This is a genomic window from Streptomyces yamdrokensis, assembly GCF_053890455.1.
Window position 1 is genome coordinate 1,747,341 of sequence record NZ_CM132679.1, and the last position, 21,582, is coordinate 1,768,922.

18 protein-coding genes are annotated in these 21,582 nt (G+C 71.5%); 6 read left to right on the forward strand and 12 right to left on the reverse strand.

Features of this window, described 5'->3' with window-relative positions; genetic code table 11:
- Position 1: 1 nt before the first annotated feature.
- From zwf to pgl, 3 genes are read left to right on the forward strand one after another with little or no spacing between them, the layout of a single operon-like run.
- Positions 2-1,525 carry a glucose-6-phosphate dehydrogenase gene (zwf, locus tag ACWZEH_RS07245; protein WP_456196668.1) on the forward strand — a complete coding sequence of 508 codons (1,524 nt, stop codon included), beginning with the start codon at positions 2-4 and terminating at the stop codon, positions 1,523-1,525.
- The gene (gene opcA / locus ACWZEH_RS07250; RefSeq protein WP_456196670.1) at positions 1,522-2,736 is read left to right on the forward strand and encodes a glucose-6-phosphate dehydrogenase assembly protein OpcA; all 1,215 of its coding nucleotides are present in this window, start codon (positions 1,522-1,524) and stop codon (positions 2,734-2,736) included. The genes zwf and opcA overlap by 4 nt, the downstream gene beginning before the upstream one ends.
- On the forward strand, positions 2,733-3,518 hold the full coding sequence (pgl, locus tag ACWZEH_RS07255; protein ID WP_456196672.1) for a 6-phosphogluconolactonase: 786 nt from the start codon (positions 2,733-2,735) through the stop codon (positions 3,516-3,518). The genes opcA and pgl overlap by 4 nt, the downstream gene beginning before the upstream one ends.
- 80 nt (positions 3,519-3,598) lie before the next feature.
- Here the strand turns inward: pgl and ACWZEH_RS07260 are convergent, their stop codons facing one another.
- The 5 genes from ACWZEH_RS07260 to ACWZEH_RS07280 form a co-directional block, all read right to left on the reverse strand.
- A complete protein-coding gene (locus ACWZEH_RS07260; RefSeq protein WP_456196674.1) occupies positions 3,599-4,438 on the reverse strand; it encodes a carbohydrate ABC transporter permease in 840 nt (279 codons plus the stop codon).
- Entirely contained in the window at positions 4,435-5,832 is a 1,398-nt protein-coding gene (locus tag ACWZEH_RS07265; RefSeq protein ID WP_456196676.1) for an ABC transporter permease, read from the reverse strand. Before ACWZEH_RS07265 ends, ACWZEH_RS07260 begins: the two co-directional genes overlap by 4 nt.
- Positions 5,833-5,837: 5 nt before the next feature.
- A complete protein-coding gene (locus tag ACWZEH_RS07270; protein WP_456196677.1) occupies positions 5,838-7,166 on the reverse strand; it encodes an ABC transporter substrate-binding protein in 1,329 nt (442 codons plus the stop codon).
- Positions 7,167-7,204: 38 nt separating this feature from the next.
- The gene (locus tag ACWZEH_RS07275; protein WP_456199484.1) at positions 7,205-8,827 is read right to left on the reverse strand and encodes a glycoside hydrolase family 13 protein; all 1,623 of its coding nucleotides are present in this window, start codon (positions 8,825-8,827) and stop codon (positions 7,205-7,207) included.
- A 303-nt stretch (positions 8,828-9,130) separates the two neighbouring features.
- Positions 9,131-10,405 carry an ABC transporter substrate-binding protein gene (locus tag ACWZEH_RS07280; RefSeq protein WP_456196679.1) on the reverse strand — a complete coding sequence of 425 codons (1,275 nt, stop codon included), beginning with the start codon at positions 10,403-10,405 and terminating at the stop codon, positions 9,131-9,133.
- Positions 10,406-10,590: 185 nt separating this feature from the next.
- On the opposite strand from ACWZEH_RS07280, the gene ACWZEH_RS07285 reads away from it, so the two are divergent.
- The 3 genes from ACWZEH_RS07285 to ACWZEH_RS07295 all read left to right on the forward strand — a co-directional run bounded on the left by ACWZEH_RS07285 (position 10,591) and on the right by ACWZEH_RS07295 (position 14,317).
- The gene (locus ACWZEH_RS07285) at positions 10,591-11,106 is read left to right on the forward strand and encodes a PadR family transcriptional regulator (protein WP_456196681.1); all 516 of its coding nucleotides are present in this window, start codon (positions 10,591-10,593) and stop codon (positions 11,104-11,106) included.
- The gene (locus ACWZEH_RS07290; RefSeq protein ID WP_456196683.1) at positions 11,103-11,852 is read left to right on the forward strand and encodes an ABC transporter ATP-binding protein; all 750 of its coding nucleotides are present in this window, start codon (positions 11,103-11,105) and stop codon (positions 11,850-11,852) included. The genes ACWZEH_RS07285 and ACWZEH_RS07290 overlap by 4 nt, the downstream gene beginning before the upstream one ends.
- 131 nt (positions 11,853-11,983) lie before the next feature.
- A complete protein-coding gene (locus tag ACWZEH_RS07295) occupies positions 11,984-14,317 on the forward strand; it encodes an ABC transporter permease (RefSeq protein ID WP_456196685.1) in 2,334 nt (777 codons plus the stop codon).
- 55 nt (positions 14,318-14,372) lie between these two features.
- Here ACWZEH_RS07295 and ACWZEH_RS07300 read toward each other — a convergent pair whose 3' ends face one another.
- The 7 genes from ACWZEH_RS07300 to gap form a co-directional block, all read right to left on the reverse strand.
- Positions 14,373-15,335: a hypothetical protein gene (locus ACWZEH_RS07300; protein ID WP_456196686.1), complete on the reverse strand. Its 963-nt coding sequence runs from the start codon at positions 15,333-15,335 to the stop codon at positions 14,373-14,375.
- A 102-nt stretch (positions 15,336-15,437) separates the two neighbouring features.
- Positions 15,438-17,090, reverse strand: coding sequence for a glucose-6-phosphate isomerase (gene pgi / locus ACWZEH_RS07305; protein WP_456196687.1), 1,653 nt, complete (start codon positions 17,088-17,090; stop codon positions 15,438-15,440).
- A gap of 315 nt (positions 17,091-17,405) precedes the next feature.
- A complete protein-coding gene (locus ACWZEH_RS07310; RefSeq protein ID WP_078649359.1) occupies positions 17,406-17,741 on the reverse strand; it encodes an RNA polymerase-binding protein RbpA in 336 nt (111 codons plus the stop codon).
- A 234-nt stretch (positions 17,742-17,975) separates the two neighbouring features.
- Entirely contained in the window at positions 17,976-18,209 is a 234-nt protein-coding gene (secG, locus tag ACWZEH_RS07315) for a preprotein translocase subunit SecG (protein WP_266072250.1), read from the reverse strand.
- A 95-nt stretch (positions 18,210-18,304) separates the two neighbouring features.
- A complete protein-coding gene (tpiA, locus tag ACWZEH_RS07320; protein WP_456196689.1) occupies positions 18,305-19,093 on the reverse strand; it encodes a triose-phosphate isomerase in 789 nt (262 codons plus the stop codon).
- Between the two features lie 6 nt (positions 19,094-19,099).
- Complete coding sequence (locus ACWZEH_RS07325; protein ID WP_456196691.1) at positions 19,100-20,311, reverse strand: phosphoglycerate kinase; 1,212 nt, start codon at positions 20,309-20,311, stop codon at positions 19,100-19,102.
- 148 nt (positions 20,312-20,459) lie between these two features.
- On the reverse strand, positions 20,460-21,467 hold the full coding sequence (gene gap / locus ACWZEH_RS07330; protein WP_456196693.1) for a type I glyceraldehyde-3-phosphate dehydrogenase: 1,008 nt from the start codon (positions 21,465-21,467) through the stop codon (positions 20,460-20,462).
- Between the last annotated feature and the right edge of the window lie 115 nt (positions 21,468-21,582).

The window sequence follows — 21,582 nt, forward strand, 5'->3', positions numbered from 1 at the left end:
CTTGTCGAGCAGCAATCCGCTGCGTGACCCGGCCGACCGGCGGCTCCCGCGTATCGCGGGGCCGTCGGGCCTGGTCATCTTCGGGGTCACGGGCGACCTGTCGCGCAAGAAGCTGATGCCGGCGGTGTACGACCTCGCCAACCGGGGGCTGCTGCCGCCGGGCTTCTCGCTGGTCGGTTTCGCCCGCCGCGAGTGGGCGCACGAGGACTTCGCGCAGGAGGTCCACGACGCGGTCAAGGAGCACGCCCGCACCCCCTTCCGCGAGGAGGTCTGGCAGCAGCTCATCCAGGGCATGCGGTTCGTCCAGGGCACCTTCGACGACGACGAGTCCTTCGAGCGGCTGCGCGGCACGATCGAGGAGCTGGACAAGGCGCAGGGCACGGGCGGGAACTTCGCGTTCTACCTGTCGGTGCCGCCGCGTTCCTTCCCGGTGGTCATCCAGCAGCTGAAGAAGCACGGGCTGGCCGACCAGTCGAGCGGTTCCTGGCGGCGCGCGGTGATCGAGAAGCCGTTCGGCCACGACCTGAGGTCGGCCGAGGAGCTCAACGCGATCGTGCACGAGGTGTTCGACCCGGACCAGGTCTTCCGGATCGACCACTACCTGGGCAAGGAGACCGTCCAGAACATCCTGGCCCTGCGCTTCGCGAACACGATGTTCGAGCCGATCTGGAACCGGTCCTTCGTCGACCACGTGCAGATCACCATGGCCGAGGACATCGGCATCGGCGGCCGGGCCGGCTACTACGACGGCATCGGCGCCGCCCGTGACGTCGTCCAGAACCACCTGCTCCAGCTCATGGCGCTCACCGCGATGGAGGAGCCTGCCTCCTTCGACGCGGACGCGCTGGCCGCGGAGAAGACCAAGGTGCTCGGCGCCGTGCGGCTGCCGAAGGACCTGGGCCGGGACACCGTGCGCGGGCAGTACGCGGCGGGCTGGCAGGGCGGCGCGAAGGCGGTCGGGTACCTGGAGGAGGAGGGCATCGACGCCTCCTCGAACACCGACACGTACGCCGCGATCAAGCTGGGCGTGGACAACCGCCGCTGGGCGGGCGTCCCCTTCTACCTACGCACCGGCAAGCGGCTGGGCCGCAGGGTCACCGAGATCGCGGTCGTGTTCCAGCGGGCACCGCACTCGCCGTTCGACACGACGGCCACCGAGGAGCTCGGGTCGAACGCCATCGTCATCCGCGTCCAGCCGGACGAGGGTGTCACGGTGCGGTTCGGCTCGAAGGTTCCCGGTACGTCGATGGAGATCCGGGACGTGTCGATGGACTTCGCCTACGGCGAGTCGTTCACGGAGTCCAGCCCGGAGGCGTACGAGCGGCTCATCCTCGACGTGCTGCTCGGCGACTCCAACCTCTTCCCGCGCACCGAGGAGGTCGAGCTGTCCTGGAAGATCCTCGACCCGATCGAGGAGTACTGGGACGACCACGGCAGGCCGGCCCAGTATCCGGCCGGTACCTGGGGGCCCGTCGAGGCGGACCACATGCTCGAGCGAGACGGACGGAGCTGGCGCCGGCCATGAAGACAGCCCTCACGGACACTACGGCCAGCAAGATCAACAAATCGCTGGTGAAGGCCCGCCGGGCCATCGGCACCCCGGCGGTCGGCATGGTGCTCACCCTGGTCATCGTGACCGACGAGGAGAACGCCTACGACGCGCTGAAGTCCGCCGGGGACGCCTCGCGCGAGCATCCCTCGCGCACCCTGGTCGTCATCAAGCGCGTCTCCCGCCCGCACCGCGGCCGTACGCAGTCCCGGCTGGACGCCGAGGTGCTGGTCGGCGCCGACGCGGGCACCGGCGAGACGGTGGTGCTGCGGCTGTACGGCGAGGTGGCCGACCACGCCCAGTCGGTGGTGCTGCCGCTGCTGCTGCCGGACGCCCCGGTGGTGGTCTGGTGGCCGGTCGACGCACCGCTGGACCCGGCCGGCGATCCGCTGGGCGCACTGGGCCAGCGCCGGGTGACCGACACCTACGCCGGCGAGCAGCCGGTGCGGGAGCTCGCCGCCCGTGCCGACTCCTACACCCCGGGCGACACCGACCTGTCCTGGACGCGGATCACGCCCTGGCGTTCGATGCTGGCGGCGGCCCTGGACCAGGTGACCTGCGAGGTGCAGGGCGTCGAGGTGGAGGGCGAGGAGTCCAACCCGAGCTGCGAGCTGCTGGCGATGTGGCTCGCGGACCGGCTGGACGTCCCCGTGAAGCGTTCGCTGTCCGCCGGTCCCGGGCTCACGGCGGTCCGTCTGACGACCGACTGCGGCCCGATCGTGCTGGACCGGGCCGACGGTTCGCTGGCGACGCTGTCGATCCAGGGTCAGCCGGGGCGTGCGGTGGCGCTCAAGCGCCGGGCCACGTCGGAGCTGATCGCGGAGGAACTGCGCCGGCTGGACCCGGACGACACGTACGCGTCGGCGTTGCGGTACGGCGTCGAGCGGCTGAGGAACCCGGCGCACCGGCCGACGGCGGATCCGGGGGCGTCGAAGGCGCCGTCGGGCGAGCGGTCGGCGGCGGTGTCGCGCGGGCTGACCGCCTCGTCCAGCGCCCTCGACGAGGTGCCGCCGGCACTGGACGAGGCGTCCGGTGACCCCGGGAAGCGGTCGGCGGGTGAGTCGCCGGCCAAAGGAGCAGGAGCGAAAGGAGCGGGGAGCCCCGCTCCCGTCGAAGCGGCTGCGGAAGGTTCCCGGGCCGCCGGGGCGGCGGCGCAGGCGCCGGTGAAGGGGTCGGCGGCGACATGAGTACGGCACCGCAGCTCGTCGTGCACCGCGACAAGGAGCTGATGGCACAGGCCGCGGCGGCCCGGCTGATCACCCGGGTCGTGGACGCGCAGGCCTCACGGGGTTCGGCGTCCGTGGTCCTGACCGGCGGCCGCAACGGCAACGGCCTGCTGGCCGCGCTCGCGGCGGCGCCCGCCCGGGACGCGGTGGACTGGGGCCGGATCGACCTGTGGTGGGGCGACGAGCGGTTCCTGCCGGACGGCGACCCGGAGCGCAATGTCACCCAGGCACGCGAGGCGCTGCTCGACGCGGTGCCGCTGGACCCGGGGCGCGTGCACGCCATGCCCGCGTCCGACGGACCGTACGGCACCGACGTGGACGCGGCGGCTGCCGCGTACGCCCGGGAGCTGGCCCGTGCCGCGGGACCGGCGAACCACGAAGGGGTGCCGGAGTTCGACGTGCTGATGCTGGGCGTCGGCCCGGACACGCACGTGGCGTCCCTCTTCCCGGAGCTGCCCGCGGTCCGGGAGACGGAGCGCGCGGTGGTCGGCGTCCACGGCGCGCCCAAGCCGCCGCCGACCAGGGTGACGCTCACCCTGCCGGCGATCCGTAGGGCCCGCGAGGTGTGGCTGCTGGCGGCCGGCGAGGACAAGGCGAAGGCGGCGGCGATCGCCCTGTCGGGTGCGGGCGAGATCCAGGCCCCGGCGGCAGGCGCTCACGGCCGGGCCCGCACCCTGTGGCTCCTGGACACGGCGGCGGCCTCGCAGCTGCCTCGGTCGCTGTATCCGCCGGTGTCGGCGTAACGCGCGCGGCGCACGACACGCACGGACCCCCGCTTCGTCAGGAAGCGGGGGTCCGTGCGTTCCGGGTGGGACGGTGTCCGTCACTTCACCGAGCCCGCCATCACCCCCTGCACGAAGTGCCGCTGGAAGGCGAAGAACACGACCACCGGCACCACCAGGGACAGGAACGCGCCCGGTGCGAGCACGTCGATGTTGCTGCCGAACTGACGGATCTGCGACTGGAGTTCCACCGTCAGCGGCTGCGAGGAGCTGTCGGCGAAGAGGAGGGCGACCAGCATGTCGTTCCAGACCCACAGGAACTGGAAGATGGCGAGGCTGGCGATCGCCGGCCGCCCGACGGGCAGGATCAGCCGGGTGAAGATGCGCCACTCGCTGCCGCCGTCCATCCGGGCGGCCTCCAGCATCTCCTTGGGCATCTCGGCGAAGTAGTTCCGCAGCAGGAACACCGCGAACGGCAGTCCGTACGCCACATGGAACAGCACGACGCCGGGGATGGTGCCGAACAGTCCCAGCTGGCCGAAGAGTTTGGCGACCGGCAGCAGTCCGACCTGCACGGGGACCACCAGCAGCGCCACCACGAGCAGGAAGACCGCGTCGCGGCCGGGGAAGTCCAGCCAGGCGAAGGCGTATCCGGCGAGCGCCGCGACGACCACGACCAGGACCGTGGTCGGCACCGAGATCAGCACGGTGTTCCAGAACGCCTGCGTCATCCCCGAGTTCTTCAACAGGGCCGCGTAGTTGTCGAAGGACAGCTGCCCGGGGCTGGTGAGCACCGTCCACCAGCCGCCCTTGGCCGTGTCCTGCGCGGACCGCAGCGAGGAGAGGAACAGGCCGGCCAGCGGGGTCATCCACACCAGGCCGATCACGACCAGGAACGCCTGCACCACGGCGTTGCCCAGGCCGCGCCGGATCGCGTTCATCGCTGACTCCTTCGGAAGCGGCGGACGTTGAAGACCATGGCGGGGACGACCAGCAGCAGGAGCAGCACGCCGAGCGCGCTGCCCATCCCCTGGTTGTTTCCGCCGCCGAACGACACCAGCCACATCTGGGTCGCAAGCACGGTCGCGTCCTCCTGCACGGGTCCGGGCGCGATGATGTAGACGAGGTCGAAGACCTTCATCACGTTGATCACCAGGGTCACGAAGACGACGGTGAGGACGGGCGCGAGCAGCGGGACGGTGATCCGGCGGAAGATCTGCCACTCGTTCGCGCCGTCCATCCGCGCCGCCTCCAGCGCGTCCCGCGGCAGGGCCGAGAGTCCCGCGCCGATCAGCACCATCGCGAACCCGGTCCAGATCCACAGGTAGGACCCGATGATCGCCGGGGTGACCAGGGTGGGTCCGAGCCAGGAGATGCCGTCGTAGGGGGGCGCGAAGTTGGCGGCGGGCAGCTTGACCGCGTACGAGCCGCTGTCCAGGCCGGTGAAGCGGAACGAGCCGTCGGCGGCGGTCGTCGTGCTCGCGACGGTGCGTCCGTCGCGGACCGCCTCGACCGTCATCCCGGGCAGTCCGCTCTCCTGCCGGTCGACCACGCCCGGCTCTCCTCCCCCGCCGGGGGTGAAGTCGAGGTAGACCACTCCGCCGACCTCGTCGGCGCCCGCCTCCTGGCGGGTGGCCGCCGGGTGGGCGGGCGCGGCGTCGTCGGGCAGGTCCTTGGGGGCGACACCGACCAGGCCGAGGGCGGTGACGGTGCCCGGCGAGAGGTCCGCGCCGGTCGTGTAGGCGCCGTCGGCCTCCTTGGCCAGGCCCGGTCCGGCGCCCCCTCCTCCTCCGCCCCCGGCGGCCTCGCGGGCGCGGGCCGTCGGGTAGGAGGAACTGCCCTTGAAGGCGTCGTGGACCGTGACGGCGGCGGCGTTCAGCACGCCCTTGTCCGGGTCGTCGTCGTAGGCGAGCCGGAAGATGATGCCGGCCGCCAGGAAGGACACCGCCATCGGCATGAACAGCAGCAGCTTGAAGGCGGTGGCCCAGCGGACCTTCTCCACCAGCACGGCCAGGATCAGGCCGAGGCCGGTGAGCAGGGTGGGGGCGATCACGACCCAGATCGCGGTGTTCCGGACGGCCTTGAGGGTGGCCGGGTCGCGGAACATCTCGGTGTAGTTCCCGCCGCCCACGAACCGGGTGCCGGAGGCGTCGAAGAGGCTGCGGCCGACGGAGAACAGCACCGGGTACACGACCAGCGCGCCCAGGAGGAGCAGGGCGGGCAGCACGAACAGCACGGCGACGATCCGCCCCCGCCGGCGCAGGCGCCGGCGGCGGGCACGATCGGGGTGCGAAGGAGCCGGCGGGCTCGCTTCTTTCACCAGGGTGGCGGTCATGGCCGTCAGTTCCCGTACGCCTTGGCCGCCGCCTTCTCCAGCTCGGCGGCGGTCTTCTTCGGGTCGGACGGGTCGCGCAGGAAGTCCTGGAGGATCTTCCACTCTCCGGCGCCCTTCGTGCCGCCGAAGGCCGCCGGGGCCTGGTCCGACATGTCGAAGCGGACCGAGTCGCCGGCCTCGGTCAGGGACTCCGCGGTGGCGCGGGTGACGTCGTCGCCGTAGGCAGCGAGGTCGAGCTCCTTGTTCGGGGAGAGGAAGCCGCCGGCCTCGGCCCACACGGCGGCGGCCTCCGGCGTGGCGAGGTACTCGAGGAGCGCCATGCCGGCCTCGGCGTTCTTGCCGTCCTTGAGCACCACGGCCGCGTCGCCGCCGCTGACCACCGGTGCCTCGCCGTCACCGACCGGCGGGAACGGGAAGAAGTTGGCGTCGGTGCCGATGGCCTTGCCGAACTGGTCCTTGGCGACGCCGGCCACGAAGTCGCCCTCGTAGACCATGGCGGCGTCCGGCTCGGGTCCGAAGACCTTCTCCACCGAGCCGGGGAAGTCGGTGTTCAGGGCTTCCTTCTGGCCACCCGCGATGAGTTGCCTGTCCTTGAAGAGGTCGCCGAGCGTGGTGAGCGCCTCGACCACCGTCGGATCGGTCCACTCGATCTCGTGCGCGGCGAGGGCGTCGTACTTCTCGGGCCCGGCCTGGGAGAGGTAGACGTTCTCGAACCAGTCGGTCAGCGTCCAGCCGTCCTGTCCGGCGACCGAGAAGGCGGCGAGGCCGGAGTCGGAGATCGTGCGCCCGTCCTTCAGCATGGCGTCGTAGGTCTTCGGCGGGGTGACGCCTGCCTGTTCCAGGGCCTCGGGGCTGTACCAGACGGTCGACTTGTGGGCGGCCTTGAAGTAGAGGCCGTACAGGGTGCCGTCGACGCTGCCGTAACTGCGCCACACCTCGGCGAAGTTGGCTTCCACGGCGCCTTGGACCCTCTTGTCCAGCGGCTTGAGCCAGCCCTCCTCGGCGAACTGCTTCAACACGCCGACCTGGGGGACCATCACGACGTCGGGTGCGTTGCCGCCCTCGATCTTGCTGCCGACGACGGTGGAGACGTTGTCGCCGGTGGACACGAACTCCGTCTTGGCGCCGGTCTTCTCGGTGAAGGCGTCGAGCACCTTCTGGAAGTTCTTCTGCTCGCTGCCGGACCAGACACCGGCGACGGAGACCGTCTGGCCGCCGAGCGCCTTGTCACCGCCGCCGGCCGCGACGGGCTCGCCCGAGCCGCAGGCGGTGGCGCCGAGGGCGAGCACCAGGGCGGTGCAGCCGGTGAGCAGGGGGGTACGTCGTCGCATCATCGTTGATGTCCCTTCGAGGTACGGAAAGTGGGCTGGGTTCAGGAGCCGCTGATCCACCAGGCGGCTGTGGAGCCGGGCAGGACTCCGGGCGGGCACGGGCCGCTGGCGAGCAGCGGGGTGCCGGGGACCGGGGCGGGTACGGGGGCGGTGCCGAAGTTGACGGCGCACACCAGGTCGTCGGCGCGGGTGAAGGCCAGGACGTCGGGCGGGGTCTCCAGCCAGCGCAGCGTGCCCTCGCCCAGCTGGGGCAGGGTGGAGCGCAGTTGCAGGCCGTCGCGGTAGAGGTGCCAGAAGGAACGGGTGTCGGCGAGGGCCCGGTCGGTGGCGTGGTCGGCGAACCACTCGGGCTGCGGCAGCCAGGGTGCGGCCCCTTCGGCGCCGGAGGTGAAGCCGAACGGTGAGGCCTGTCCCGACCAGGGCAGCGGCACCCGGCAGCCGTCGCGGATCCGGGCGCGGCTGCCGGTGCGGCGGAAGATCGGGTCGGTGAGCACGTCGTCGGGGAGGTCGACGACCTCGGGCAGGCCCAGTTCCTCGCCCTGGTAGATGTACGCGGCACCGGGCAGCGCCAGCATCAGCAGCGCGGCGGCGCGGGCCCGGGCGGCGCCGGGGCCCCTGCCCTGGGACGTGGGTTCGCCGTAGCGGGTGACGGTGCGGACCTGGTCGTGGTTGTTGAGGACCCAGGTGACGGTCGATCCGGTGCCGGCGATGTCCTGCATGGCCTCGGAGATGACCTTGCGGAAGGCGTCGGCGTCCCAGGGTGCGCCGAGCAGGTCGAAGAAGAAGGCCTGGTGCAGTTCGTCGGGGCGCACGTACGCGGCGTGTTCCCGGGCGCTCGGGACGGAGACCTCGCCGACCAGGAGCCGCTCGCGGCCGTCGCGCCGCGTGTACTCCTCGCACACCGCGCGCCAGTGCCTCCACACCTCGTGCACCTCGGGCTGGTTCCAGGCCAGCGGGTTGACCGAGTCGCGGGTGCGGGCGTCGGCCTCCGGGTCCGGGGAGTCGGGCAGTTTTGGGTGCTTGAAGAGTCCGGCGGCGACATCGATGCGGAAGCCGTCGGCGCCCCGGTCCAGCCAGAAGCGCAGGGTGCGGTCGAAGCCGGCGGCGACTTCGGGGTTGCGCCAGTTCCAGTCCGGCTGTTCGGGCGTGAACATGTGCAGGTACCACTGGCCGGGCCGGCCGTCCGGTTCGGTGACGCGGGTCCAGGCGGGTCCGCCGAACATGGCGTGCCAGTTGTTGGGCGCTGTCGCACCGTCCGGTCCTCGGCCGTCGGCGAAGTGGAAGCGGGCGCGCTGCGGGCTGCCGGGCGGTGCGGCGAGCGCCTCGCGGAACCAGGGGTGCTCGCTGGAGCAGTGGTTGGGGACGATGTCCAGCAGCACCTTGACGTCGAGCCGCCGGGCGGCCCCGACCAGCAGGTCGAACTCGGCGAGGTCGCCGAAGACCGGGTCGACGTCGCAGTAGTCGGCCACGTCGTAGCCGTGGTCGTGCTGCGGCGAGGGGTAGAAGGGGCTCAGCCAGATACCGTCCACGCCCAGCTTCTTCAGGTAGGGCAGGCCCGCCCTGACTCCGGCGAGGTCGCCGATGCCGTCTCCGGTGCTGTCCAGGAAGCTGCGGACGTACACCTGGTAGATCACTGCGTCGCGCCACCAGCGGTGGGTGTCGATGTGCTTGGAACTCACCACGTCGACCTGTCTGTGCGTGCGGAGACCCGGGATTCCCGGGCCGACGGCGTCCTCGCCGTTATGCATGCATGTTAGGTAGGTGTGTCGCGGAGGTGTCAATGAACGGGCGCAAGCTACCCAGCGTTTGCCGTGGACGAATCACCACCGACCTGGGCACATCGGGCACTATCGAGACATCCGCGTTACCTAACAGGTAACTAGATATGGCTGTCCGGATGGGAGGCCCGGGGGGCCGGGCGGGTGCGGGCCCCGGAGTGCGGTGCGGACGGCGGTCCGCAACAGGCCCTAGCGCGCGGAGACGGCTGCGAGTTCGCGTGCCAGCCGTCGCACCGCGGACCCGGGCGTCTGCCGCCCGGTCATCGCGTCGCGCACCACCGCCTGCACGACCAGACTCACCTGGTCGTAGCGCGGGCTCTTGGGACGCGGGGCGGCGGCGAGCACGCTCTCGCGCAGCGTCGGCAGGTACGGGAACCGCCGGACCAGTTCCGGGTCGTCGTACAGCGCGGCCCGTACGGGCGGCAGCGCGCCGCGGGTGAGCACCTGACGCTGGACGGGCTCGCCGGTGAGGTACGCGATCAGCCGCGCGGCGGAGTCGGGGTGCCGCGCGTGGGCGGCGACGGCGAGGTTGGAGCCGCCGAGGACACTGGTCCCCGGCCCGTCCGGTCCCGGCAGGGGTACGGCGCCGACCTTGCCGGCGACCGCGGAGCCCTCGGCGGACGCGGCGACGTAGGCGTAGGGCCAGTTGCGCAGGAAGAGCAGCCTGCCGTCCTGGAAGGCCCGCTTGGACTCCTCCTCCTTGTAGGTCAGCGCCTCCTGGGGGATCCAGCCGTCGCGGACCCCTCGGGCGAGGAACCCGATGCCCTCGCGGGCCGCCCGGGAGTCGACGGTGACGCGCTCGCCCTCGTCGCCCAGGATGGTGCCGCCCGCCGAGTAGACGGCCTCGGCCGCGTTGACGGTCAGGCCCTCGTAGGGCAGGAACTGGCCGGCGTAGCCGTCGAGTCCGTGCGCCGGGGCGAGGGTCTTCGCGGCCCGCTCCAGGTCGCCCCAGGTGCGCGGCGGTGCCACGCCCTCGGCGTCGAGCACGTCCGCGCGGTACAGGAGCAGCCCGGCGTTGGTCACGTACGGGACGGCGTACAGCCGGCCGTCGTAGGTCGCGGTGTCCACGACGCCTGGCAGGAAGGTGTCCAGCGGGAAGCGGTCGCGCGGCAGCGGACTGATCCAGCCTCCGGCGGCGAACTCCGAGGTCCAGCTGACGTCGATGTTGAGCACGTCGAAGCGGCCTCGCCCGGCGTCGCGCAGGTCGGTGATCATCTGCGCGCGGGTCTCGTCGGCCGAGTCGGGCAGCTCGACGAGGGTGACCTCCTCGCCGGGATGGGTGCGGTTCCAGCCGTCGAGCAGCGGGCCGAGATAGCCGGTGAGGTCCCCCGCGGTGGCCAGGGTGAGCGGGCCGCGCCCGCCGCCGGGGGCGGCCCGGTCGGCCCGCGCCCCGGAGACCGCCCCCACGGCCAGGAGCACGGCGAGGACGAGAAGGCCCCTACCCGCGGCATGGATCCACCGCATAGGTTCCTCCCTGTGCACCCGTGACCGGTACCGTCCGGCACCACCCGGCACCCTTGCCGGGGTCAGTGGCCATGTATACCTGTTAGGTATCGGCGATACTAGGGCGTGCCGCACATCGCGTGCGCGCGCGGGACGTGGCATCGGGCGCGGGCACGTGGCGCGAAGGACGCGGGGAGGGAGCACGAGTGCGGCAGTCCCTGCTGGCCCTGCTCGCCCGCGGCCCGGCCCACGGCTACGAACTGAAGCAGGACCTTGAGCAACTGCTGGGCTCCGCGTACCCTCAGCCGAACGTCGGCCAGATCTACGTCACCCTGGGCCGCCTCGAGAAGTCGGGGCTGATCGAGGGCGAGGACGTCGAGCAGTCCAGCCGGCCCAACAAGAAGGTCTACCACCTCACCGACGCCGGGCGGGAGGCGCTGCGCGCCTGGTACGGGGAGACCGCGGACGAGCCGCGGGTGCGGGACGAGTTCTTCATGAAACTGGCCCTCGCCCCGCAGACCGGCCTCGCCGACCGGATCGCCCTGATCAACCGGCAGCGGCGCCAGTACCTCAACACCATGCGGCAGTTGTCGAAGCTGGCCGCTGCCGAAGACCGGGACAACCGCGTCGCCCACCTGCTGATCGAGGGCGCGATGCTGCACCTGCAGGCCGACCTCGACTGGCTGGAGCGGTGCCAGGAAGAGCTGGAGGAGCTGGAGTGAGCGAGAACCCCGCCCTCGTGCTGCGCGCCGAAGGCCTGGTCAAGACGCACCACGGCGAGGGAGCCCCGGCGCACGCGGTGCGCGGGGTCGGTCTGCGGGTGACGCGCGGCGAGTTCGTGGCGGTCACCGGTCCGTCCGGGGCCGGCAAGTCGACCCTGCTGCATCTGCTCGGCGGGCTCCAGCGTCCGGACGCCGGCAGCATCTGGCTGGACGGCGAGCGCACCGACGCCTACAGCGAGGCCCGCTGGGCGGTGGAGCGCAGGAAGCGCATCGGGATCGTCTTCCAGTTCTTCAACCTCGTCTCGAACCTGTCGGTCGCCGACAACGTGGAACTGCCGGCCCTGCTCGCCGGAACCCCGCCGAGGAAGGCCCGCGCCGGCCGGGAGGAGCTGCTGGCCGAGCTGGGCCTGACGGGCAAGGAGCGGAGCATGCCGGGCGAGCTGTCCGGCGGTGAGCAGCAGCGGGTCGCACTGGCCCGTGCCCTGGTCAACCATCCGCCGCTGCTGCTGGCGGACGAACCCGCCGGCAGTCTGGACAGCAAGGGCACCCGCGAGGTGATGCGGCTGCTGTCCCGCTTCCACCAGCGCGGACAGACGATCGTCCTGGTCACGCACGACGCCCGGCTGGCAAGCGCCGCGGACCGGGTGATCAGTTTCTTCGACGGACGGATCGCCGACGACGCGGAACTCGACGGAACGCCGTCGCGCGGCCGCGGCGCGTCCGGGGTGCTGGAACTCAGGGACTGACCAAGGACCGACCAGGAACCGGCCGGAACACAGGGCCGGCCGCAACACGGGACCGACCAGGACTGACGAAGGACGGGCATGCGGGTGTACGACGGTCCGGGCGTCCGGCGCGGGCGAAGGAGCTGACGCCGGTGCGAGCGACCCTGCGCTGGGCGCACTCCGATCTGCGCGCGCACCGCGGCGAGGCGCTGTTCCTGGTCCTCGCCACCGCGGGTGTCGTCGCGTCCCTGCTGCTGGCCACGGCCCTGTTCGGATACGCCACCAACCCCTGGCAGCGGACCTTCACCCAGGCCCGCGGCGCCCACGTCACCCTGCACACCACCGCTTCGGCCGACGCCTCGAAGCTGGCGGACCTGGACGGTGTGGAGTCCGTCTCCGGCCCCCACCCCACGGCCGCCGTCACCCTCGCCGCCCGCGGCAGCCGGGCCTCCGCCGAGCTGCGCGGCACCGTCGGACAGCCCGGCACCGGCCGCCCGCTGCTCACCTCCGGGCACTGGCTGGACCCCGCCACCCCCGACGGTGTGGTGCTGGAGAGCAGCCTCGCCCGCGCCCTGCTCACCACGCCCGGCGACACCCTCACCCTGCCCGGCACCGCGCGGACCCTGACCGTGGTGGGCGTCGCCGACAGTGCCGAGCCGCGCTACCGGCCGGGGGAACGGCCCGGCCTGGTGTGGGCCCTGCCGTCGGCCGTGACCGACCCCGACGGCCGGGTGACCGGGCTGCGGCTGACCGACCCCGCCGACACCGGGTACGCGGTGCAGCGTGCGGTGACGGTGCTGGGCGCCGGCGCGATCGGCGAGGTCTCCACCTGGCAGCAGGCGCGGGCCGCGGCGCAGGGCGACAACCGGCTGCTCGGCCAGGTCCTCGGCCTGTTCGGGCTCGGCGCGCTGGTCGCCGCCGGGTTCGCGGTGCACGGGGCGATCAGCACCAGGATCCGGGGGCATCTGCGGGACATCTCCGTCCTCAAGGCGATCGGCTTCACCCCGGGGCAGGTCGTCCGCGTCTTCCTGCTCCAGCATCTCGGCTATGCCCTGCTGGGTGCGGTGGCTGCCGCCGCGCTGACCGAGACGCTGGGCAGCGGGATACCGGGCCGGCTCGGCGACGCGGTCGGCGTGTGGCAGGGGCTGCCGGGACACACCGTGGCGCTGTTCGTCGTACCCGTGGGGGCGGTGCTGTTCATCGGCGCCACCACCGGGCTCGCGGCGTGGCGGGCGGGCCGGGTGCCGCCGGTGCCGGTACCCGGGTCCCGTCGGCACACTCCCGTCGTCCGCCCGGAGGCGGACGGGAGCGTGACCGCGGGGCCCGGGCCGGCGGCCGGCCGGCTGACGGGTGTGGCGCGACGGGCGCTCGGGGCCCGGGTGCCGCCCGCACTGGTCCTGGGCTGGCACAAGGCGTTCAGCCGCCCGCGCTCGCTGGGCATGGTGGCCAGGCTGGCGTTGCCGCTGCTGCTGATCGTGACGGCACTGAGCGCGTGGACCACCATCGACCGCTTCCACAGCAGCCCGGAGCGGGTGGGGCTGCCCACCGCGCTGAGCGTCCGCGCGGACGCCTCGCTCGGCGACCGGGAGGCCCGCGCCCTGCTGGAACGCGATCCGCAGGTCGCCGCCGCCCACCCGGGCGTCGAGGTGGCCGCCCTGGTTCCCGGCCAGACCGCCACGATCGCGCTGCGCGGCTTCGGCACCCGCCAGGAGCCCTACCCGTTCACCCTGGCCGAGGGCCGCGCCGCGCACGGCCCCGACGAGGCGGTGGCGGGGCAGGGGCTGCTGGACCTGCTGCACGTCCGGGTCGGCGACTGGGTCCGGGTGACCGTCGGCGACCGGCCGCAGATCCTGCACATCGTCGGCCGCAGCATCGAGCCGGAGAACGCCGGGCGGGTCATCTCCACCTCGCTCGACACCCTCCGCGGCAACGACCCCGGGCTGGAGCCCGCCCTCTACCAGCTCCGGCTGGACCCCGGCGCCGACCCCACGGCCGTCGCCGAGCGGCTGGCCGGGGTGGGAGACGGCCGGCTGGACGTGCATACGGTGACCAATCCCGCCGAAGGGCTGTCCGCGTTGCGCGCGGTCGTCGTCGGGCTGATCGCCGTACTCGCCCTGATCGGACTGATCGAGCTGCTCACCGCGATCGGCGGCACGGTACGCGAGGGCGAACGGGACCTGCTCGCGCTCAAGGCGATCGGCCTCTCACCGCGGCAGATCACCGGGATCACGGTCACTGCCACCTCCTGCACGGCACTGGCCGCCGTGCTCGTCGCCATGGGGCTGGGGCTGCCGCTGGCACACTGGCTGATCGACGCCCAGGGACGGTCGAGCGGCATCGGCGCCGGGATCGCCCGCGGGCCCTCCCCCGCACTCCTGGTGCTCCTCGGCAGCGCCGCCGTGCTGGGCGCCGCCGCCCTGGCGGCCCTCCCGGCCGCCCGCGCGGCCCGGCGCCGCCTCGCGGACACCCTGAGCGCGGTCGCGTGAGGGCCGGCCCCGGGTGCTGCGGCCTGTGGGGGCGCGGAAGGGGTTCTCCGGCGGGTCAGCGCGCGTACGGGTTCTGCGGGGCGGCCGGTGCGTACGGATGGCCGGGCGTGCCCGGGACGTACGGGGACCGCGGGTAGGCGTAGGGGTTGCCCTGCACCGCAACGTGCGGCTGCCCCGGACCGTGCGCCGGGGCGTGGACGGAAGCGGAGGCCGGATGCGATGCCGGTTCCGGAGCCGGAGGCGGGGTCTGCGGGACGAGTCCGGGGAACGGGCCCCGGGTCGCCGGGTGGTCCGCCGGCCGGACGCCGTGGCGCCGCTTGAGCCGCCGCAGTTCCAGCAGGGCGATCCCGGTGACCGTCGGCGGGGCGGCCAGGATGAAGACGATGCCCAGGGCGAGACCGAGCCCGTGCAGATCACCGGTGATCAGGCCCGGCAGGGACATCAGCCAGCAGGTGACGACGGCGAGCAGGGCCGGCAGTGAGCGGTGCACGGCGCCCGTGCCGAAGAAGTTCCCGGAGATCCGCGGCGCCGCGGCGAAGACGAAGACGAAGAGCCACAGCATCACCGGGCAGAGGACCAGGAACAGCCCCAGGTCCTCCCTCCCGAGCCCGGGCATCGCCCACCCCGGCAGCACCGGGGCGGCGAGGGCGCGGACGAGGGGCAGCAGCTTGAGCGCGTCGAACAGCGGCACCCGCAGCTGCCGTACGGTGCCGGCGCGCCGGCACACCAGGAACATCGCGCCGACCCTCAGCGGGGTGAGGAAGAGGAGCACCAGGGCCGCGGCCAGGGTGTTCGTCAGCAGCTCGGTGAAGTCGGACCCGCCGGCGAGGAAGGTGTACACGCCGAGGGCGGCGGCCGGTCCGGCGATGATCCGTATGCGCTTGAGCCGTTCGATGGACGGATCGAGCGAGTCGGGTGTCCACGCGGGGTGGAACAGCGCCCGCGCCGGCTGACGGGGCTTCGGGAACGTCGGGACCCTGAGCGGTCCTCCCGCCCGACTCCCGTGTACGCGTCCCAACTTGAACGCCCCCGAGCGTCCGCCGTGATGGTGGTCGTCATGATCGACGGGGGATTCCACGGGAAGCGGACGACAGTGCGCCGTCCGCTTCCCGCTCCGTTCTCAGTTCCGGCCGCGCAGCTTTCGGTAGGTGGCGACCAGGGCCCGGCTGGAAGCGTCCAGGCCGGGTACGTCGGCGCCCTCGGTGAGCGCGGGCTCGACGCGCTTGGCGAGCACCTTGCCGAGCTCCACGCCCCACTGGTCGAAGGAGTCGATGTTCCAGACCGCGCCCTGCACGAACACCTTGTGCTCGTAGAGGGCGACGAGCTGGCCGAGGACGGACGGCGTCAGCTCGCGCGCGAGGATCGTGGTCGTGGGGTGGTCGCCCTTGAACGTCCTGTGCGGCACCAGTTCCTCGGGCACGCCTTCGCCGCGCACCTCGTCCGGCGTCTTGCCGAAGGCCAGGGCCTGCGTCTGGGCGAAGAAGTTGGCCATCAACAGGTCGTGCTGCGCCTTGAGTTCGTCGCTCAGCTCGGCGACCGGCTCGGCGAAGCCGATGAAGTCCGCCGGGATCAGCTTCGTCCCCTGGTGGATCAGCTGGTAATAGGCGTGCTGCCCGTTGGTGCCCGGCGTGCCCCAGACGACGGGTCCGGTCTGCCACTGGACCTCACGCCCGTCCCGGCCGACGTACTTGCCGTTGGACTCCATGTCGAGTTGCTGGAGATAGGCGGTGAACTTCGACAGGTAGTGCGAGTACGGCAGCACCGCGTGCGACTGGGCGCCCAGGAAGTTGCCGTACCAGACGCCCAGCAGCCCCAGCAGCAGCGGCACGTTGGACTCGGCGGGGGCCGTGCGGAAGTGGTCGTCGACGAGGCGGAACCCGTCGAGCATCTCCCGGAAGCGGCCCGGACCGATGGCGATCATCAGCGACAGGCCGATCGCCGAGGCGTACGAGTAGCGTCCGCCGACCCAGTCCCAGAACTCGAACATGTTCGCCGTGTCGATGCCGAAGTCGGCGACCTTCTCCGCGTTCGTCGACAGGGCGACGAAGTGCCTGGCGACGGCGCCCTCGTCGCCGAGTGCGCTGAGCAGCCAGGTCCGCGCGGAGGTGGCGTTGGTGACCGTCTCGATGGTGGTGAAGGTCTTGGACGCGATGACGAACAGCGTCTCGGCCGGGTCCAGGTCGCGGGTGGCCTCGTGCAGGTCGGAGCCGTCCACGTTGGACACGAAGCGGACCGTGAGGTCGCGGTCGGTGAAGGCGCGCAGCGCCTCGTACGCCATCGCGGGACCCAGGTCGGAGCCGCCGATGCCGATGTTGACCACGGTGCGGATGCGCTTGCCGGTGTGGCCGGTCCACTCGCCGGAACGCACCCGGTCGGCGAAGTCCGCCATCTTGTCGAGAACGGCGTGCACGCCCGGGACGACGTTCTCCCCGTCGACCTCGACCACCGCGTCGCGCGGCGCCCTGAGGGCGGTGTGCAGGACCGCCCGGTCCTCGGTGGTGTTGATGCGCTCACCGCGGAACATGGCGTCGCGCAGCCCGAACACGTCGGTGGCCGCGGCCAGTTCGCGCAGCAAACGCAGGGTGTCGTCGGTGACGAGGTGCTTGGAGTAGTCGATGTACAGGTCACCGACTCGGAGGGTGTACGCGGTGCCCCGGTCCGGGTGGGCGGCGAACACCTCGCGCAACCGCAGGTCCCCGAGCTCCTCGCGGTGCTTGGCCAGTGCGGTCCACTCGGGAGTCTGGTCGAGCCTGGTACGGCCGTCTGCGTTCATCTCGGACTTCAGCCTTCTTCCTTGCTGCCTGTGCTGCGTATCCGCCCCGCTGCCGGTTTCCAACCTAATTGATCAGAGGTGGACATCACCTGTCGTGACGCCGTCGTGGGGCACAACAACAGGTACGGCTGTCCGGCCCCCGGGTATCGGCACGGCGAGGGGCAGGACGTCGGGCGGGGCCGCGGGCAGGAAGAAGGAGCAGGCCGCGACCAGGAGCCGACGGTGAACAGCCGGGCACGAGCACGGCACGGGTAGACCACGGCACGGGTAGACCGCGGCACGGGTAGACCTCGGCACTGGTGTCGAACCGAACTGCTAGATCTCGCCCCGCAGTTTGGCGAGCGCCTCGGCGAGGATCGCCTCGCCGTCCGCGTCGCTGCGCCGTTCCCGCACATAGGCGAGGTGCGTCTTGTAGGGCTCGGTACGCGGCGGGTCCGGGGGGTTCTCCCGGTCCTGGCCCGCCGGAAAGCCGCAGCGGGGGCAGTCCCACGTGTCGGGGACCTGCGCGTCGCTCGCGAAGCTCGGCTGGGTCTCGTGCCCGTTGGAGCACCAGAAGGAGATGCGCAGCCGCGGCGCTGACTCACCGCGCTCGGCCTCGCCCATCGGCCCCGCCCCGACCCGGCTTCCCCGGATCGCGTTGCCACTTGCCACGGTTGTAACTCCCTGCGTGATGGTGCGGCGAAGCGAGTCGGCGTTCCGCTTCGCCGCGAGCGCCTCAGTCTACGTAAGGCCCAACGCGCGTCCAGTGATTGGAGTTACCGCTCCCCTATCCAGACGCAAGCCCCATGATAGGCCGCGCTGTGCCGCGCGTACCGGACATGGGGCCTTACGTGGGGAATGCGTACCCGATGCGGACGGACTGTCCGCCAGGGGCTTTCGCCCGGGTCAGCTCGTCTTCATCATGACGCCGAGCGCGATGATGCACACGGCCCAGAGCAGACCGACCACGACGGTGATCCGGTCGAGGTTGCGCTCGGCGACCGAGGAGCCGCCGACGGAGGACTGCATGCCGCCACCGAACATGTCGGAGAGGCCGCCGCCCTTTCCCTTGTGCATCAGCACCAGCAGCATCAGCAGCAGGCTGAAGACGATCAGGGCGATCGAGAACCCCAAAACCACGGCTGGACCAACTTCCTCGGATTCGGACGGACGACGCGGGGTCCAGCACAGGACTGGACCCCGCAAGGGTACGACGGATCGCGGCTAGAGCCTACTCACTGGTCGCGAAAGCGGATGATCTTGACGAACTCGTCCGCGTCCAGCGAGGCACCGCCGACCAGGGCGCCGTCGATGTCGGTCTGGGCCATGATCTCGGCGACGTTGCCCGACTTGACCGAGCCGCCGTACTGGATGCGGACCCGGTCGGCGACCTCCTGCGAGTACAGCTCGGCGAGCTTGCCGCGGATGGCGCCGCAGACCTCCTGGGCGTCCCCGGCGCCGCAGACCTTGCCGGTGCCGATGGCCCACACGGGCTCGTAGGCGATCACGACGGACTCGGCCTGCTCGGCGGTCAGGTCCTTCAGACCGCCCTCGACCTGGGCGAGGGTGTGGGCGACGTGGTTGCCGGCCTCGCGCACGGACAGCTCCTCGCCGACGCACAGGATCGGCGTGATGCCGTGCTTGTACGCGGCCTTGACCTTGGCGTTCACGAGTTCGTCGGTCTCACCGTGGTACTGCCGGCGCTCGGAGTGCCCGACCGTCACGTACGCGCACTTCAGCTTGGCCAGCATCGGGCCGGAGATCTCGCCGGTGTAGGCCCCTGCGTCGTGCGCCGAGATGTCCTGGGCGCCGTACCTGATCTTCAGCTTGTCGCCGTCGACGAGGGTCTGCACGGAGCGCAGGTCGGTGAAGGGCGGCAGGACGGCGGCCTCCACGGCCTCGTAGTCCGTGTCGGCGAGCGCGAAGGCGAGCTTCTGGACGTGGGCGATGGCCTCGAGGTGGTTGAGGTTCATCTTCCAGTTGCCCGCCATCAGCGGGGTGCGGCCTTTTTCAGCAGCGGTCATTGAGGGTCAGTCCTCCAGTGCGGCGAGGCCGGGGAGCGTCTTGCCCTCGAGGTATTCGAGGGAGGCGCCGCCTCCGGTCGAGATGTGGCCGAATGCCTTTTCGTCGAAGCCCAGGATGCGGACGGCCGCGGCGGAGTCGCCGCCGCCGACCACGGTGTAGCCCGGGGAGCCGAGGAGGGCCTGGGCGACCGCTTTGGTGCCCTCGGCGTAGTCGGGGTGCTCGAAGACGCCCATGGGGCCGTTCCAGAAGACGGTGGCCGCGTCGGCGAGCTTCGAGGCGTAGAGCATGCAGGTCTCGGGGCCGATGTCCAGGCCCATCCGGCCGGCCGGCATGGCGTCCGCGGCGACGGCGTCGGGGTGGGCCGGCGCCTTGGTCTTCAGGTCCGGGAACGCCTCGGCGACCAGGGTGTCGACCGGCAGCAGCAGTTCGACACCGTTCTTCTCGGCGCGCTCCAGGTACTCGGTGACGGCGGACAGCTGGTCCTCCTGGACCAGCGACGTGCCGATCTCGTACCCCTTGGCCTTGAGGAAGGTGTACGCCATGCCGCCGCCGATGAGGATGCGGTCGGCCTTGCCGAGCAGTTCGTCGATGACGGCGAGCTTGTCGGAGACCTTGGCGCCGCCGAGGGCGACGACGTAGGGCCGCCGGACGTCGGCCGTGAGCTTCTTCAGGACACCGACCTCGGTGGCGATGAGGTAGCCCGCGGCGTGCGGCAGGCGGGCCGGGAGGTCGTACACGGACGCGTGCCTGCGGTGCACCGCGCCGAAGCCGTCGCCCACGTAAAGGTCGGCCAGGCCGGCCAGACGGTCGGCGAAGGCGCCGCGCTCGGCGTCGTCCTTGGCGGTCTCGCCGGCGTTGAAGCGCAGGTTCTCGAGGACCGCGACCTGTCCGTCGGCGAGGCCGGCGACGGTGGCGGTGGCGGACTCACCGACGGTGTCCGTCGCGAACGCCACGTCGGAGCCGAGGAGTTCGCCCAGACGGGCGGCGGCCGGGGCGAGCGAGAAGGCGGGGTCCGGGGCGCCCTTGGGGCGGCCCAGGTGCGAGGCGACGACGACACGGCCGCCCGCCTCGGCGAGCGCCTTGACGGTGGGCAGCACCGCGCGGATGCGGCCGTCGTCGGTGATGGTGGTGCCGTCCAGCGGCACGTTGAGGTCGGCGCGGACGAAGACCCGCTTGCCCGCGACCCCTTCGGAGAGGAGTTCGTCGATCGTCTTCATGAAGGGACTCCTGGAGAAGAGCTTGTGTTCGCTCGTGATCACTCGTGATCGGAAGCGGTCGACCGCTCCGATACGTGCGTCAGGGCTCGGACAGCGCGTTGGCGCGCCGGCCGAGCCCTGCACTCATATCAGGCGGTCTGCTCCACGATCAGAGCTGGTTGCCGACGAAGACCGTGAGGTCGACGAGGCGGTTGGAGTAGCCCCACTCGTTGTCGTACCAGCCGATGATCTTCACGCTCTTGCCGTCCTGGACCATGGTCAGGGACGAGTCGAACGTGCAGGACGCCGGGGCGTTGACGATGTCGGAGGAGACGATCGGGTCCTCCGTGTACTCGAGGAGACCCTTGAGCTCGCCCTCGGCGGCCTTCTGGAAGGCGGCGTTGACCTCTTCCTTGGTGACCTCGCGGCCGAGCTCGACGACCAGGTCGGTGACCGAGCCGGTCGGGACCGGGACGCGCATCGCGATGCCGTCCAGCTTGCCCTCGAGCTGCGGCAGCACCAGGGCGGTGGCCTTCGCGGCACCGGTCGTCGTCGGGATGATGTTCTCGGCGGCGGCACGGGCACGGCGCAGGTCCGTGTGCGGGAAGTCCAGGATGCGCTGGTCGTTCGTGTACGCGTGCACCGTCGTCATCAGGCCCTTGACGATGCCGAAGTTCTCGTCGAGCACCTTCGCCATCGGCGCCACGCAGTTGGTGGTGCAGGAGGCGTTGGAGATGACGTGGTGGCTCGCCGGGTCGTACTTGTCCTGGTTGACGCCCATGACGATGGTGACGTCCTCATCCTTGGCCGGAGCCGAGATGATGACCTTCTTGGCGCCACCGGTGATGTGCTTCCCGGCGTCGGCCTTCTTGGTGAAGATGCCGGTCGACTCGATGACGATGTCGACGCCCAGCTCGCCCCACGGGATGTCGGCGGGGTTGCGCTCGGAGAGCACCTTGACCGTCTTGTCGCCGACCGTGATCGTGTCGGCGGTGTGGGAGACCTCCTGCTTGAGGCGGCCCAGAATGGTGTCGTACTTCAGCAGGTGGGCAGTGGTCGCGGTGTCACCCAGGTCATTGACTGCCACGATCTCGATGTCTGCGCCCTGCTCGAGCAATGCGCGGAAGTAGTTCCGGCCGATGCGGCCAAACCCGTTGATGCCTACGCGGATCGTCACGAACCGATCTCCTCGTTGGTGCGCCGGCACAAGTCGCCGGCGAGCTGTATGGGATGTCCCCGACCACCCCCGACCCTACCTCTCCGGGACCACGCCCGTGACATCGAGTCGGGCC